Source organism: Altererythrobacter sp. CAU 1778 (genome assembly GCF_054482795.1).
Genome location: NZ_JBTLRP010000002.1, coordinates 416,442 through 431,376, shown reverse-complemented (window position 1 = coordinate 431,376; position 14,935 = coordinate 416,442). Strand labels below are relative to the sequence as shown.

Below are 14,935 nucleotides of genomic sequence, written 5' to 3'. Positions count from 1 at the left end.
CCATGGGCCTCGCCATCGGCTGGGCCATATTCTACCCCCGGCGACCCAAGAGAGGATTGTGAACGATGCAGGGAATTTTCACGGAATACTGGTGGCTGTTCCTGGTCGCGCTGCTGATCGGCATCGCGGTCGCATGGTACGTGCTGGTCGCCTCGCGTCGCACGCGGGTCGACATCGACCGTCGCGATTCGCTCGATGACGGGGCGGAGCGGACGCAGCGCAACCAGGCGCTGATCGACGCGCCCCCCGCCGCTGCGGGAGAGCTGTCGCGCGCCGCCAACACGCAGGACACCGCCCACGCCGTTGCGCAAGCCGATGCGGAAGCGGGCGCTTCGCCAGAACAGCCGCGCTCGGCCATCCCTTCCCCGCAGGTGAAAGCGGCGCAGGCAGCCGCCGCACCCGGAGCCGGGCCTGCGGCCTCGGCCACCCCGCCAGCCGCACCCGCCGCCGCGCCCACCCCGGCTGCGGCGACGATCCCGGCGGACGCTGGCCACGCCGGAGGCAGCGGCGAGGACGACCTCACCCGCATCAAGGGCGTCGGCCCGAAGCTTTCCGCGATGCTGCGCGACCTCGGCGTCACCAGCTTCGCGCATATCGCGGCATGGGACGATGCGGAAATCGCCCGCGTCGACGCGCAGCTCGGACGGTTCCAGGGCCGGATCGAACGGGACAACTGGATCGAGCAGGCCAAGCTGCTCGATAGCGGGGACACGGATGCCTACCAGGCGCGCTTCGGCGCGCAGTAGGCTTCTGCCGACACTTGCCTTTGCGCTGGCGGCAGACTGCCGCTAAGCGCTGTCGCGCAAGCAGGAGAGAGCTTCATCATGACCCCATTCGACTGGGCCGATCCGTTCGGCCTCGACGCGCAGCTGACCGAAGAAGAACGCATGATCCGCGAGGCCGCGCACGGCTTCGCGCAAGGCGAACTCCAACCGCGCGTGACCGACGCCTTCCGCGAGGAAATCGACGCTCCGGAACTCTTCCCGCTGATGGGACAGGCCGGTCTGCTGGGCGCGACCATTCCGGTCGAATATGGCGGCGCGGGCGCGGGCTACGTTTCCTACGGCCTGATCGCGCGCGAGATCGAACGGGTGGATTCGGGCTACCGCTCCATGGCCTCGGTCCAGTCCAGCCTCGTCATGTATCCGATCCACGCGCACGGCAGCGAGGAACAGCGCAGGCAATATCTCCCCGGTCTCGCCAGTGGAGAGCTGATCGGCTGCTTCGGTTTGACCGAACCCGATGCAGGCTCCGACCCGGCTGGCATGAAGACCTTCGCGAAGCGCGACGGCGACGATTACGTCCTCAACGGCTCCAAGACCTGGATTTCCAACGCGCCCTTCGCGGATGTCTTCGTGGTCTGGGCCAAGAGCGCGGAGCATGGCGGCGGGATCCGCGGCTTCGTGCTCGAAAAAGGCATGAAGGGCCTTTCCGCCCCCAAGATCGGCGGCAAGATCAGCCTGCGCGCCAGCACCACCGGCATGATCATGATGGACGATGTGCGCGTGCCCGCCAGCGCCATGTTCCCCGAAGTGCAGGGCCTGAAGGGTCCGTTCTCCTGCCTCAATCGCGCGCGCTACGGCATCAGCTGGGGCGCGATGGGCGCGGCCGAGTTCTGTTTCCACGCCGCGCGCCAGTACGGTCTCGACCGCAAGCAGTTCGGCCGCCCGCTCGCCGCGACGCAGCTGTTCCAGAAGAAGCTGGCCGACATGATGACCGAGATTTCGCTCGGCCTGCAAGGCTCGCTACGGCTGGGCCGCCTGATGGACGAGCATAACGAAGCGCCCGAGATGATCTCCATCCTGAAGCGCAACAACGTCGGCAAGGCGCTCGACATCGCGCGGGTCGCCCGCGACATGCATGGCGGCAACGGCATTTCGGAAGAATACCAGGTGATCCGCCACATGGTGAACCTGGAAACGGTCAACACCTACGAAGGCACGCATGATGTCCATGCGCTGATCCTGGGCCGCGCGATCACCGGGATCGCGGCGTTCTGACCGCCGTCACCTAGAAGGCGCGCAGCTGGGTGGCGGGGTCGATCAGAGCCTGCACCGCCCAGACCTGCACCAGCAATCCGCCGATCGCCAACGCGACGCCGTAGGGTATCTCGCGCGATTTCTTGTCGCCGCCCAGCACGTTTTCGCCTTTGGATCTGCGCGTCGCGAAATACAGGAGCGCCATGACCCCGCCCACCAGCGCGAAGCTGATCAGCAGGTTGAGGAATTGCGAGATGGGAAACCACACCGCCATGGCGGCGTAGAACTTGGCATCGCCCCCGCCCCAGCCGCCAATCGCGAAGATCGCGATGCCGAGCGCGAAGGCAGCGGCGAAATGGGCGAGATACCACACCCCCTCGCTCCACCCGACGGTCACCATCACCATCACCACGCCGACCGCGAAGAAGGCGAGGTTGAGGACATTTCGAATCTTGCGAGTGCGAAAATCGCTGACCGCGCCCGCAATGGCAAAGACGGCGAACAGCGCGAAGAACGCGATTTGCAGGGGAGTCACTTGGGGATCAGTCCTCTTGCTTCGGCCCCAGAGCAACGCGCACCGGGTACTGCGCTTTGGCAGGTGCGCTGGTAATTGCATAGACCGCCGGGCGATCCTGCGCCCCCTTTTCCGGCCCGAAGCCGACCCGCACCGTGCTGGTGGAGCGGCTGGGCGTCAGCGCGCGGACCGCATAGACCTTCGGTTGCGGAGCGGCCTTGGCGACGGCGACCGGCGCGGCGGCCTGTGCCCCGCCCCCGATGTGCACCTCGCGCGCCGAAACACGCTCGATCGGCGCGGCGGTGGTGCCGATCGCCAGCGTCAGGCCGCCCGGCAGGCGACGCTGCTCGACCGTGCGGACAGGCGCGGCAGGCTCTGCCTGGGCCAGCGCCTCGACCGGGGCTGCGGGCACGGCGGCGGGCGCCGGAACGCTTGCCTCCAGCCGCGCGAAGTTGCGGGCGAAGCGCACGTCGTCGGGGGCGCGCTGCATGGCCAGTTCGAAGAACTGCGCGGCGAGATCGCGGCGGCCAATCTGGGCGTAGGCCACGGCCATGCCGTTGAAGGCCTCTGCCGCGACCTTCGGATCGTAGGACGCCTGGCGGAAGGCGATGGCGGCCTGCGCCGGGCGATTGGCCTTCAGGTGCAGGCGGCCTGCCTCCAGCCGTTCCGCGAAATAGCCGCTGAGGTCGACGTCCGCCGCCGAAGCAGGCTCTCGCGACTTGGAGGCAAAGGCGTTGCCGAGGAAGGACTGGCAGCCCCCCAGCATGGCAGCGGTGGCCAGCAGGCCCGTGGCATATGCGATGGTCTTGGTCGTCATGTCGTTATCCCCCCGTCATCACAGGTATCAGTTCACGCACCACCCGCACCGCGGCCGGCAACATCAGCACCCCGATCATCACCGGCAACATGCAGGCGACGAGGGGGATGGAAATCAGCACGGGCAGGCGGTGCGCTTTTTCTTCCGCGCGCATCCGCCGGCGTTCCCGCATCTCTTCCGCGTACACCCGAAGGGTCGAAGCGATGCTGGTGCCGAGTTTGTCCGATTGAATGAGCAGCGTCGCGAAGGAGCGGATTTCGTCCACCCCGGCGCTGTCCGCCAGCTTCCTGAAAGCCTCCTCGCGCGATGCGCCCGCGCGCATCTGCAAGACGGCGAGGCCAAGCAGTTGGGAGATCAGCGGGTGCGAATGGACCATTTCGCGGCCCACGCGGTCCATCGCCGCCTCGATACCGAGGCCCGCTTCGACGCAGACCAGGATCAGATCGAGCGCGTCGGGGAAGCCGTTGACGATCGCCTCGCGCCGCCGGTCCGCCTTGGCCTGCACGAACAGGCTGGGCAGGTACATTCCCATCAGCGCGAAAAGGCAGCCGAAGAGGTACAAGGCCAGCAGGCCCGGCGGGTCGTCGCCCGAAAAGCTGAACAGGACGAACAGGCCCGGCAGGGCGAAGATCAGCAGCAGGCGGACCAGCGTGAAGATGCGCGGTGCGGACGCCGAGGTGTAACCCGCCGCGACCAGCTTTTCACGCAGGCGGTCACCCTTGGTATCGTTGAGATTGAGACCCGACTTCTCGATCATGTCGGCGAGGTTCTTCCACGCCCCTTCGTTGTCGGTGGCGCGCAGGCTCGTCGCGCGTTCGGCAGCGGTGCGCTCGGCGGCGATGTCCCGCAGCCCGGCGCGCACCGCGGCGCGGCGGCTGGCAAAGGTCAGCACGGCGAACGCGCCGATGGCGACGACCGCGAAGATCATGAGCAAGATGGCGAGGCGCGCGAAGCCGCTGGCGAGAAGTGTGTCGAACATCGCCTCAGACCTTCAGATCGATCATCTTGCGGATCGTCACGAAGCCGATGATGTACAGCACGATCAGCCCGCCGAAGCCGATAATGAACATCGGGTCCTGCGCGATGTCGAGGAAGAAGCTGGGGTTGATCAGGAACAGCACCACGAAGGCCAGCACCGGCAGGATGGTCAGCAGCGCGCCGGTCATCCGCCCTTCGGAACTGAGCGCGCGAACCTTCATGAACAGGCTCGCCCGCGCACGGATCACGTCGGCAAGGTTCTGGAGGATTTCGGCAAGATTGCCCCCGGTCTCGTTCTGCACGGAGAGCGAGACCACGAACATCCTGATGTCGTCGAGATTCCAGCGGTCGGCCATCGCCCCCAGCGCGTCGGTCAGTTCCGCGCCATAGGCGACTTCATCCGCCACCAGGCCGAATTCGCTGCCGATGGGATCTTCCATCTCGTGCGTCAGCAGGTCGATCGCCGCGGCGATGGGATGGCCTGCCCTCAGCGCGCGCACGAACACGTCGAGCGCGACGGGGAATTGCTGCTCGATCCGCTTGCGCCGCCGCTCCGCCACGGAATTGATGATGATCAGCGGCAGCAGGAAGGCGAGGCATGCGCCGAATGCCAGCGCAAGCAGCAGCGTGCCTGCCGTCAGCGCGAACCCCGCGCTCGATATGCCGAACAGCAGCAGCGCCATCACCAGCACGAACGCTGCCAGCATCAGGAAAATCGCCTGCCCGGGGCGCACCGGCAGCGCCGCGGCCATCACCGTCCGCTCCAGCGCGGTGAGCCGGTTGCCGATGAACGGCGGCAGGTTCTCATGCGTGGTCGGCTGGTTCTTGCGCAACTCGGCGAGGATTTCCTCGCGCGAGCCGCCTTCGCGGATCATCCGCAGGCGCTTGTTCACCGCTTGGCGGTGCGCGCCGCGCTGCCAGGCGGAATTGAGCACCAGCTGCACGACGATGAAGACCGATCCGAAGATCGCCACCAGAATGCCGATGCGGACGAGCGCGTCGCTCATGAGCCGAACTCGAAGTCGGGTCGGAACAGCTCGGGCGACAGGTGGATGCCCGCCGCCACCGCGTGTTCGTGGAACTTGGGCCGGATGCCGGTCGCTTCGAACTTGCCGATGACGTTGTTGTCCTCGTCACGGCCCGAGATGCGGTAGCGGTAGATGTCCTGCATGGTCACCGTTTCGCCTTCCATGCCGGTGACTTCCGACAGGCTCAGCACCTTGCGGCGACCGTCGGCAAGGCGACCCACCTGCACCACCACGTTGATCGCGGCGGCGATCTGCGCGCGGGCCGAGCGGGCGGGCATATCGATGCCGCTCATGCCGATCATCTGTTCGACGCGGGACAAAGCATCGCGGCTGGTGTTGGCGTGGACCGTGGTCATGGAACCGTCGTGGCCGGTGTTCATCGCCTGCAACATGTCGAACGCCTCCCCGGCGCGGACTTCGCCCACGATGATCCGGTCGGGCCGCATACGCAGCGCGTTCTTGACGAGGTCGCGCTGGTTCACCTCGCCCTTGCCCTCGATATTGGGCGGGCGGGTTTCCAGACGCGCGACGTGTTCCTGCTGCAATTGCAGCTCGGCGCTGTCCTCGATCGTGACGATGCGTTCGCGCGGGTCGATGAAGGCCGACATGGCGTTGAGCATGGTGGTCTTGCCCGAGCCGGTACCGCCCGAAATCAGCACGTTGCGGCGCGAGCCGACCACGGCGCGCATGACTTCCGCCATCGCTGCCGGGACGGAGCCCAGCTCGACCAGCCGGTCGATCCCGATGCGCTTCTTGGCGAATTTGCGGATCGACAGCAGCGAGCCGTCCACCGCCAGCGGGTTGACGATCGCATTGACGCGCGAGCCATCGGCCAGACGCGCATCGACGAAGGGCGAGGATTCGTCGACGCGGCGGCCCACCGCGCTGACGATCTTCTGAATGATCCGCATCAGGTGCCGTTCGTCCTGAAAGGCCGTAGGCACGCGCTGGAGAACGCCGTTGCGTTCGACGAACACCGTCTCCGGCCCGTTGACGAGGATGTCGGTGATGCTTTCGTCCTGCAACAACGGCTCGAGCGGGCCGAGGCCCAGAAGCTCGTTCAGAACGTCGTCGAGCAGCGCCTCGCGCTCGGTCCGGTTCAGTGCCTCGCCGCGCTGGGCGAGCAGTTCGGAGACGATTTCGGAAATGTCGGAGCGAATGCTCTCGCGCGACATCTTCTCCAGCGCCGACAGGTTGATCCGGTCGAGCAGCGCGCGGTGGATCGACACCTTGAGTTCCAGCGCGCGCTTAACATCGTCGCCCTGTTCGGGGTCGAGCATGACGGCGGACGGCGGCGCGACGTCGACGCGCTCTTCCGCAGGGGTGGCGGCTGCCGGTTCCTCGTTCGCTGCGGCTTGCGGCGGGCGTTTCAGGGACCAGCTCATGCTTTCGCTCCGATCAGGCGGCTGCACAGATTGTCGGCCAGCGTATCGGCAGCTTTGACGAAACCCGCGCGGCGGTTCGATTCCGACAGCAGCACGCCGCGATCCTGCGCCTCGGTCAGCGCGTTCCTTTCCGCCGGGAGAGCGACCAGCACTTCGCGTCGCAAGGTGTCGGCAATGTCCTGCGTGCTGATCTTCTGGAACAGCTTGCCGCTGCTGCGGTTGACCGCGATCTTCACCTGGCCCGGCGGCACGTCGACCTGGTCGAACAGCTCGATGCAGCGCTTCGCCTTGCGCAATCCGTTGATTGTCGGGTCGGTCAGCACGATGATCTCGCTGCAGGCCAGCGCGGCGGACAGGGCCCAGTTGGTCCAGTTCGCCGGCAGGTCGAGCAGGACGAAGCCGAAGCGTTCGCGCGCCAGCGTGACGAGCCGCAGCATGGCTTCCACATCGACATCCTCGATCGGCGCGATCTGGTCAGCCGCGCCGAGCAGGAAGACGCCGTCGCCCGCGTCGATCGCCGCGTCTTCCAGCATGTCGCCGTCCAGCCGCGCGCCCGCGCCGAGCAGGTCGAGCACGGTGGTCGAAGGCTTGCGTCCGAACATCACGGCGACGTCGCCGAATTGCAGGTCGAGGTCGATGATGCAGCACTTGCGCTTGCAGGCGGAATGGCTGGCGATGCTGCTGGCAAGCTGGGTCAGCACGCTGCTGGTGCCCACCCCGCCGCTCGCCCCGACCACGGTGACCATCGGCGCCAGCGTCACTTCGCCGCGCGCGGCCTTCGCGGCGCTGGCATCCATGATTTCCGCGAACAGGTCGTCGAATGCGAATGGCAGGCTGACGACGTCGTTGACGCCCTGCCGCATCAGGGAGCGCACCGTCTTCAGGTCCGCGCTTTCGATGGCGGCGATCAGCGGCATGGTGGGGCGCGCGTCGCGCAGCTGGGCAATCCGCTCGATCGAACCGGGAACCGCGGGATCGACTTCGATCACCAGCATTTCCGCAACGCCCACGACGTCGGCGGGCAGCGGGGCGTCGGCGGTCATCGCCCTGGTCTTGAAAGCGAGCTTCTGGTCGCTCGTCAGGCCTGCCTCGAGCTGCGCGATCCACGGCTCCGCCGCGACGACGAACGTGTTGATCGGCACGTCGCGCCCGTTGCTGGAAAGGTCGAGAATGGATCGCATGGTGTTCATGTCTTTGCTCAATTCGCGAAGCTTCCCTGACCATCTTCCATGGTGAGGGAGTAGGAGAGGTCGGGCAGCCCCGCGTCGAAGATCGTGCCGAGGAAAATCGGGCGGAATCCAAGTCCCTTGGCGCGCACCGTAACGATCGGAGAAACGTCAGGCGCGTGCGGATCGCCTGAATAACCAAGGCCGGAGTAATCGTATTCTACCGAGACGTTCTCGGCCGCCAGATCCGGATAGATATCGTCCATTCGCGCCACCAGCGCTTCGTAAGCATCGGTGTTTGCGGTCATTGGAAAATTACAGGATGCGCCGGATGGACATACGCAATTTGCTGCATCGCCGCCCGGATAATCCACTCCGTTGAAAACGTTTCGCGGGACCGGTGTGCCCTGAGCAACCGCGGCAGGATCGTCCGTTGCGAAGCTCCAGTCCTGCAAGCCGCTGCAGACCATGTCCGTTGCAATGGCCCACCGCGCTCCGGTTTGAAGCGACTTCTCAACCTCGTTGATGTTCCAGATATACCGACCCGCATCGATGGTTCCGAGCAGGAACAGCAGGAATATTGGCAGCACCATCGCAAACTCGGCTGCGGACGCCCCCTTTTCTGAACCGCGAAAGCTGTTGATGGTCATCATATGCCAGCCACCACTGCTTCGGCCTCAGCGCGAACGACCGCATCTGTGGTGTCGAAGCCGAGCGTCTGGAACAGCGAAGGGTATGCAACCCTCGCAGCCACAGTGACGCGGGGAGCTTCGCCTAGGTCGCGATAGATGCCGGAGGCGGTCGATTCATCGCAATCGACAGTTACGGTCACCGTGTCGACGCCGTCTACATCGGTTGCATTCCAGCCGGGTACGCGCGGAGAGTTCTGCGATTGCGGGTCGGGTGCACCCAACCGGGTCATCGCCTGAATGTTCGCTTCCACTGTCGCAACGATGGTTCCGTCCGTGCAATCGAAGGCACCGAAACCCTGGCGTCCCGCATATCGAGCGCCATCGCGAACACCCTTAATGACCTTGTGCTCGTTCCACATGTAATTGCCGCCTTCGAACCCGCCGAAGAGCAGGGCAATCATCAATGGCAGGACGAGGGCCATTTCGGCCGCTGCAGTAGCGCGATCGCAGCCCCAATTTTTGAGACCGCGTTTCATTCGATCAGATAAGGCGTATCACGCCTTACCTCCTGGCTGCTGAATACGTCACCACCTGCAATTTTCGACCGGCCAATCACCTCGACATAAATTGCGTCCTTGTAAGCGTTGAAACGGTTTGAGTTGTCGATTGATGGTTCGACAAGAAACACATCGATGAAGTCGTCGATATCGACGGGTTTCGATGTTCCATTCAGTTCGCTGCAATTGGTGACGACAGCAATTGTCAGAACGCGGCGCGTTGCGGGTCCAACGACGCCGCAATCCGGTGCCTTGGAATGAGAATTTTCTATTTCCCAGAGATAGGTCTGATAGCGCGTCCAGCTGTCCCACCCGGATGGCTTGGTAACGCCGGAATGGTTGAGCGCCCAGTAATCCGCGCGTCCCCAAGCCTTGTCGCCGAACCGCCCTGAATCCTCGGAGCCACCGCAGAAACCGTCGCCGGTCGAAGTACCGTTTTCATCGTATGATGTGTAGTGACATAAATCGCGCGGCAGCCCCATTCGAGTTACCGCAGAGTCGAAACGAGTGGTGCTGGTCGAACTGGCTACGTACTTCGGCTGATATGGGGTCGCCGGCATGACGAAGCCTTTGCCATTCTTGTCGTTGGCGGCGAGCTTGCACGACTTGGCGCCTTTGCCCTTGCCTGGTTCGTTGGAAGCCAAGTCCATATACACATTGGGGGCAGCAGTGCAGGCTCCACCCTCGCAAGGAGCCAGCGTGCTGCCGCCGGTGCTGTTGAAATCGTAAATCCCGAACCGCGTGTTGATGGCATCGTATAGGCCCTGCGGGTTACCTGTGCTCACCTTGTTGTCGCCGATCGGTACACAATCGAGAGCAGAATTGTCGAACGCCAGCGCTCTCAGCAGCGCGGCATTGCGGTTCTTTCTCGTATCGAGCGTATCGCTCGATTCATTTTGCACCTGCAAGAACCCGAAGTTGCCTGGCGACCACTTGGTACCGGCACTTGCATCGCCTGGGTCTCCATCCTTGTTGCCGGAATTGCCCGGACTGTGTCCCGTGGCGACGATGCCGGTGCCGGCCAGGGCGTCCCAGTCCGTCTTTATGTCGACCGCCGGATCGTAGGAAGCATCAGGGTGACACACCATGATCGGCGGCACGCGGCAGATGGCCGAGCCAACGCCAGCCATGGCGATGGCTGCGATGCCGCCGGAATTCAGCGCGCCGACGATCGGCGTGAAAGCATAATTGGCCGTCCGCGCATCGACTTCGACTTCGATGAAGTTTGCATCCGCATCGTCGGTGACGGGATCGACGCCATCGGCGCGGTCGGTTTTTTCTTTGTAGAAACGCACGCCGGGAACGGCGCCGCACTGGTTCGAGCTGACGGTGACTGCCGTCCCGCCGTTGATCGTCACGGGAAGCCCGTCGCCATCGTTACCGAGCAGCGTCTGGTTCGACACCAGCCCGATCGCCGCATTGATCGCCCGCGCGCAGGAACCGTCTTCCTTGTCTAGCTGGGTCGCACCGGCGAGCGCGGCCTGATCGGCGGCGTTCTGCAGCTCGGAATCGAGGCCGGCCATTCGCGCGTAGTCGAAAGCCACGCCGCCGACCGCGACGAGAGCGAACAGCGACAGCGCATAGGTCGCGGCGACAGCGCCGCTCTCGTCAGCCCGTATCCCTTGGTGAACCCTTCGTGCCATTGGTCGCCATAACCTCACTTCCGCGACTAATTGCCGCTACCGCCGTCGCCGACGCCTTCGGTCGAGCGGATGGTGTCCGGTTCCTTCACAGTGTCGGTGTTGTAGCGATCCACCGCCTGCGCGGCCTTGTCGGCGCTGGTGGCGAGCGGTTCGTCATATTGCGGGTCGGGATCGACCACCATCGCGGCGTAGGTCTGCCGGTTGGCTTCCCCGAACGCCTCCGGGTCGAATTCGCCCACCGCGGCATTGCCGTAGCTCATGCACCCGGCCAGCAGCAGCGGCAGCGCGGGAAGACAGGCGAGCTTAGTATTCATAACCGGCACCCTCCGTGGTGACAGCCGCAGGCGCGGCGGGCGGCAGTTCCTGCGGCACGTAGGCGCTGCCGTTGAGCAGCGTCTGCACCGCGTCGGGATCGGCCACGCGATCGGTCGGCAGGCGCACCTGGTCGGGCCGGATCGGCTGGACGAGGCGCGGGGTGACGACGATCAGCAGTTCCGTCTCGCCCTTCTGATACTGGCTGGAGCGGAACAGCGAACCGATGATCGGGATCGAGCCGAGCAGCGGCAGCTGGTCGACATTGGTGCGGAAGTTTTCCTGCAACAGTCCCGCGATGGCGAAGCTTTCGCCGTCGCGCAGTTCCAGCGTGGTACTGGCGCGGCGCGTCTGCAGGCCCGGCACGGTCAGGCCGTTGATGGTGACCGAGGCGGAGGCGTCGATCGAGCTGACTTCCGGCTCCACGATCAGGTTGATGACCTTGCCGCCCAGCACCGTCGGCGTGAAGCCGAGGCTGACGCCGAAGGGCTTGAATTCCACGGTGATGCCGTTGCCGCCACCACCGCCGCTTCCGCCGCCACCGCCGCCGTTGCCCTGCAACACGGGGATCGGGAACTCGCCGCCTGCAAGGAAGCTGGCCTTTTCGCCCGAAAGCGCGACCAGCGTCGGTTCGGCCAGCGTCTTGGACAGCCCTTCGCGCTCCAGCGCGTTGAGGAAGGCGTCGATGTTCAGGCTGCCGATGTTGAAAACGGTGTTGAACACGCCGAAGGCGTCCGCGACGGAACCCAGTTCCAGCGAACCGCCACCCGCCAGCGTGTTGCCATCACCAGACGTAATGCCCGCTCCGCTGCCGATGGCACCGGCGAAATCGTCATTGTTTGAGAAGAACGCGTCGGAACCCAGCCGTTCGGTCACCGTGCGGTTCACCTCGGCGAAGCGCACTTCCAGCATCACCTGCTGGCTGCCGCCCACGGTCACGAGGTTGATGACGTTCTCTTCCCCGGCATAGGCTGCCGCGATCCGCGCCGCGCGGCTGGCCGCGCCCGCATCGCTCACCATGCCCGACAGGATGATGGAGCCGTTGGACAGCCGCACGTCGATCGGTTCGTCGGGGACGAGGCTGGTCAACTGCCGCCGGACGCCATCGGCATCGGGGCCGACGGTGATGTCCATCACCGCGATCACGCTGTTGGAATTGTCGTAGAGCGTCAGGCTGGTGGTGCCCATGCTCTTGCCCAGCACGTAAACGCTACGGTTGGAAATCGGCAGCACGTCCGCGATGTCGGCATTGCCGACCAGCGCCTTGCCGATGGTGCGGTCGCTGGTGACGACCTGGCTCTTGTTGACCGGAATATCGAGTTCGCCGGCGTGAACGCCGTATCCCGAATATCCGTCCTGCGCGAAGGCTGGCGCGGTCGAGAGCGCGGTGGCTGCAAGAGCGAGCGCCCCTGCGGTGAGTGTCTGGCGGATCATCGGCTTACCTCCCCCCGAGGCGTCCGACCGAATAGTCGGTCGAATCGGTGCCGCGATAGATTGTCATGGTCGGCCCGGATGGCCGCGCGGGCGCACTCGGCACGCTCGCAGCGGCGGCGCGCGGAGCCGGTGCCTCGCGGTAATAGGCGGCGGGCATAGGTGCCGGAGCGGGAGCAGCGCGTTCGCGTGCTGCGATATACATTGCCGCGTTGCCGACGTCGCGATTGGTCACCGTGGTGCCCGCGCCTGCCAACTGGTTTTCGACATTGCGCAGCGCCAGGCTCATGTTGCCGAGCTGCATGGCGACGGCGAGCTTCTGCGCCTGGAACTGATCGACCATCAGCGTCGCGGTTCTACCGACCTTTGCCTCGGTTTCCTTTTCGTTCGCGGTCTGGTCGATCGCGATGACTTGCACCGCTTCGAGTATGACGTCGGCCATCACATCGTCGCCGGTTGCGCCGTCGCCCGGAATTTGGCGGGTCAGGATTACGTCCACCGCGTCGCCGGGGCGGACGAAGCCGCTCACACTAGAAACGGCGGAGACAGGTATAGAGTAGGCGCGCATTCCTTCGGGAAGGTTCGCGGAAAGGACCGCGCGGCCATCGGCTCCGCTGACCTTGTCGGCCAGCACGGGTTCGCCGGGCACGATCGGGCGCAGGGCCACGCGGCCGCCGCGCATTGCGTTTTCAATGGAAGTGAACGCGCCTTCGGGCACTGAGTTCTGCGGCCAGTTCTTGAGCTGAAGATTATCGGGCGTCAGCGGCGAGCCGAATTCGAGCGGTTGCGACGCCACAACGATACGAGCAAGTTGCCGCTCTGCAGCTTCGCGCTCAGCTTGAGTTTCTACGCCAGAGAAATAGGCGTCAGCGATTATGACGGCAAATATGCCGATAATCACCGCAACTGCGATAAGAACGAAATTACGGCCGCCCATTGGAGCCCCCCTTGCCGTTATGCTAAAAAGTTGGGCGCCCGAAAAGATCGAGCGCCCACTTCAATTAGCAAGCCGGAACGTCGGGAGTGGTGTCATCACCATCCAGATCCTGCATCGTCACGCCCTGGATACACTCAGTCGAGTCGTCGAGAGCACCAGTGATCGCATTGCCGAGGCCGAAAGCAGCAACAGCAATGCCGGTGCCGACGATGGCGAGGATCAGAGCGTATTCGGCTGCCGAAGCGCCGGACTCGTCGCGGAGGAAGTTCTTGATCATTTTCATTACCCCAAATTGCAGGGCGCACCACTGTGGCACGCCGTTCAATGTTGAAGACGCCCGGGTATGCCCGGATCGTCCCCGTCCCGTGGGGTGCTGTTGAAGACCTGCGCGACCATTATGTTTTCTTTGGAAGACAAGCGGTTTGCGCCGGTCTTCATACGCAAGTCCCTCAGGACCATTCAAAAATCATCGAAACCGGTGCTGAGGTCAATGTAAATCAGGTAACGAATTTTTAACCCGTGATTTCACGCGGTTAGCTAACCCAAATCCTTACGATTCTGGTTAATTTCGTAACGATTGTCGCATCGGTGCAACTCCCCTCAGCGCTCGAAACGCGGAAACGTTCCCTCCGTGAGTCGCCCTGTCTGCACGACGGAACGTTTCGATTCGCGCCCCGTTAACCAATCGCACACTCCGATACCCCATAACGCCGACGTGCAAGCAAGCCGTGGGACAACCGACGAACGATGACCGCAGCGTTTCAAGCCTATCAGCAGCGCCTCATGGCCAAGAGCCACGGGATCGCGCGCTTCTTCGAAAAGCGGATGCTGCTGGTGGCGCTGTTCTGGCTGGGCATCGCGGTGCCGCTGTTCGCGGTGAAGCTCCTGACGCCGGCCTATCCCTTCACCGCGATGGGCGACCTGGCGCTGGCCGCCGCGTTCTACGCCGCGATCATCGCCGCGCCGATTGCGGGCTACACCATCACCCGCAGCGCCTTCGCCCGCGCCGACGCGCGCGTGCAGCCGCGCTATCGCTTCGCCTTTCTCGGCCGCTGGAGATCGGTCGACCCGGCCCGCGCCCGCGCCCTGCCCGCTTACGGCCCGGTCGGCTTCATGGCCTCGCTGCTGGTCGGCATGGTGCTGAACGTCCTCATCCGCACCGGCGAATTCGTGATGGCGGTGCCGGTCATGGGCTCGAACGCGCCCGCGTGGGGCGATGCGATGTTCCGCCTGATGGCGATGGACGTTGTGTTCTCCGGCTTCTTCTACATGGCCGCCTTCGCCATGGCGCTCCGCTCCATTCCGCTCTTCCCGCGGATGCTGCTGTTCGCATGGGCAGTCGACTTGTCGATGCAGCTGCTGATCGCAAAACAGCTGTCCGCGATCGGCGGCATCCCGCCCATGGTGGTGGAGCCGCTGGTGACGCTGCTCAACGGCAATATCGACAAGGTGCTGATCAGCGCCGTGATCTGGCTGCCGTATCTCCTCCTGTCGGACCGGGTGAACCTGACGTACCGCTTGCGGCAGGCTGCCTGACCGTTTCACCGACGGCAAAC

The 14,935-nt window shown here is 64.5% G+C and carries 16 protein-coding genes; 3 read left to right on the top strand and 13 right to left on the bottom strand.

Annotated features, from left to right (window positions below):
* Positions 1–65 precede the first annotated feature (65 nt).
* Positions 66–746 carry a hypothetical protein gene (locus ACXYN8_RS10100; RefSeq protein ID WP_458889310.1) on the top strand — a complete coding sequence of 227 codons (681 nt, stop codon included), beginning with the start codon at positions 66–68 and terminating at the stop codon, positions 744–746.
* A 78-nt stretch (positions 747–824) separates the two neighbouring features.
* Positions 825–2,000 carry an acyl-CoA dehydrogenase gene (locus tag ACXYN8_RS10095; RefSeq protein ID WP_458889309.1) on the top strand — a complete coding sequence of 392 codons (1,176 nt, stop codon included), beginning with the start codon at positions 825–827 and terminating at the stop codon, positions 1,998–2,000.
* Between the two features lie 10 nt (positions 2,001–2,010).
* Here the strand turns inward: ACXYN8_RS10095 and ACXYN8_RS10090 are convergent, their stop codons facing one another.
* The 13 genes from ACXYN8_RS10090 to ACXYN8_RS10030 form a co-directional block, all read right to left on the bottom strand.
* The gene (locus ACXYN8_RS10090) at positions 2,011–2,514 is read right to left on the bottom strand and encodes an A24 family peptidase (protein WP_458889308.1); all 504 of its coding nucleotides are present in this window, start codon (positions 2,512–2,514) and stop codon (positions 2,011–2,013) included.
* Positions 2,515–2,521: 7 nt separating this feature from the next.
* Positions 2,522–3,310, bottom strand: coding sequence for a hypothetical protein (locus ACXYN8_RS10085; RefSeq protein ID WP_458889307.1), 789 nt, complete (start codon positions 3,308–3,310; stop codon positions 2,522–2,524).
* 4 nt (positions 3,311–3,314) lie between these two features.
* The gene (locus ACXYN8_RS10080) at positions 3,315–4,289 is read right to left on the bottom strand and encodes a type II secretion system F family protein (protein ID WP_458889306.1); all 975 of its coding nucleotides are present in this window, start codon (positions 4,287–4,289) and stop codon (positions 3,315–3,317) included.
* A 4-nt stretch (positions 4,290–4,293) separates the two neighbouring features.
* Positions 4,294–5,295: a type II secretion system F family protein gene (locus tag ACXYN8_RS10075; protein WP_458889305.1), complete on the bottom strand. Its 1,002-nt coding sequence runs from the start codon at positions 5,293–5,295 to the stop codon at positions 4,294–4,296.
* Complete coding sequence (locus tag ACXYN8_RS10070; RefSeq protein WP_458889304.1) at positions 5,292–6,701, bottom strand: CpaF family protein; 1,410 nt, start codon at positions 6,699–6,701, stop codon at positions 5,292–5,294. The genes ACXYN8_RS10075 and ACXYN8_RS10070 overlap by 4 nt, the downstream gene beginning before the upstream one ends.
* Positions 6,698–7,903 carry an AAA family ATPase gene (locus tag ACXYN8_RS10065; protein ID WP_458889303.1) on the bottom strand — a complete coding sequence of 402 codons (1,206 nt, stop codon included), beginning with the start codon at positions 7,901–7,903 and terminating at the stop codon, positions 6,698–6,700. The genes ACXYN8_RS10070 and ACXYN8_RS10065 overlap by 4 nt, the downstream gene beginning before the upstream one ends.
* Positions 7,900–8,520 carry a TadE/TadG family type IV pilus assembly protein gene (locus ACXYN8_RS10060; protein WP_458889302.1) on the bottom strand — a complete coding sequence of 207 codons (621 nt, stop codon included), beginning with the start codon at positions 8,518–8,520 and terminating at the stop codon, positions 7,900–7,902. Before ACXYN8_RS10060 ends, ACXYN8_RS10065 begins: the two co-directional genes overlap by 4 nt.
* The gene (locus ACXYN8_RS10055; RefSeq protein WP_458889301.1) at positions 8,517–9,035 is read right to left on the bottom strand and encodes a TadE/TadG family type IV pilus assembly protein; all 519 of its coding nucleotides are present in this window, start codon (positions 9,033–9,035) and stop codon (positions 8,517–8,519) included. The genes ACXYN8_RS10060 and ACXYN8_RS10055 overlap by 4 nt, the downstream gene beginning before the upstream one ends.
* The gene (locus ACXYN8_RS10050) at positions 9,032–10,699 is read right to left on the bottom strand and encodes a pilus assembly protein TadG-related protein (RefSeq protein WP_458889300.1); all 1,668 of its coding nucleotides are present in this window, start codon (positions 10,697–10,699) and stop codon (positions 9,032–9,034) included. Before ACXYN8_RS10050 ends, ACXYN8_RS10055 begins: the two co-directional genes overlap by 4 nt.
* A gap of 26 nt (positions 10,700–10,725) precedes the next feature.
* On the bottom strand, positions 10,726–11,013 hold the full coding sequence (locus ACXYN8_RS10045; protein WP_458889299.1) for a hypothetical protein: 288 nt from the start codon (positions 11,011–11,013) through the stop codon (positions 10,726–10,728).
* Positions 11,003–12,445 (bottom strand): type II and III secretion system protein family protein, encoded by a 1,443-nt coding sequence (locus tag ACXYN8_RS10040; protein WP_458889298.1) that lies wholly within the window; start codon positions 12,443–12,445, stop codon positions 11,003–11,005. Before ACXYN8_RS10040 ends, ACXYN8_RS10045 begins: the two co-directional genes overlap by 11 nt.
* A 4-nt stretch (positions 12,446–12,449) precedes the next feature.
* Positions 12,450–13,379 carry a Flp pilus assembly protein CpaB gene (gene cpaB, locus ACXYN8_RS10035; protein WP_458889297.1) on the bottom strand — a complete coding sequence of 310 codons (930 nt, stop codon included), beginning with the start codon at positions 13,377–13,379 and terminating at the stop codon, positions 12,450–12,452.
* Between the two features lie 64 nt (positions 13,380–13,443).
* A complete protein-coding gene (locus tag ACXYN8_RS10030) occupies positions 13,444–13,662 on the bottom strand; it encodes a Flp family type IVb pilin (protein ID WP_458889296.1) in 219 nt (72 codons plus the stop codon).
* Between the two features lie 464 nt (positions 13,663–14,126).
* Between ACXYN8_RS10030 and ACXYN8_RS10025 the strand changes: the two genes are divergently transcribed.
* Positions 14,127–14,915, top strand: coding sequence for a DUF2569 domain-containing protein (locus tag ACXYN8_RS10025; protein ID WP_458889295.1), 789 nt, complete (start codon positions 14,127–14,129; stop codon positions 14,913–14,915).
* Positions 14,916–14,935: the final 20 nt, after the last annotated feature.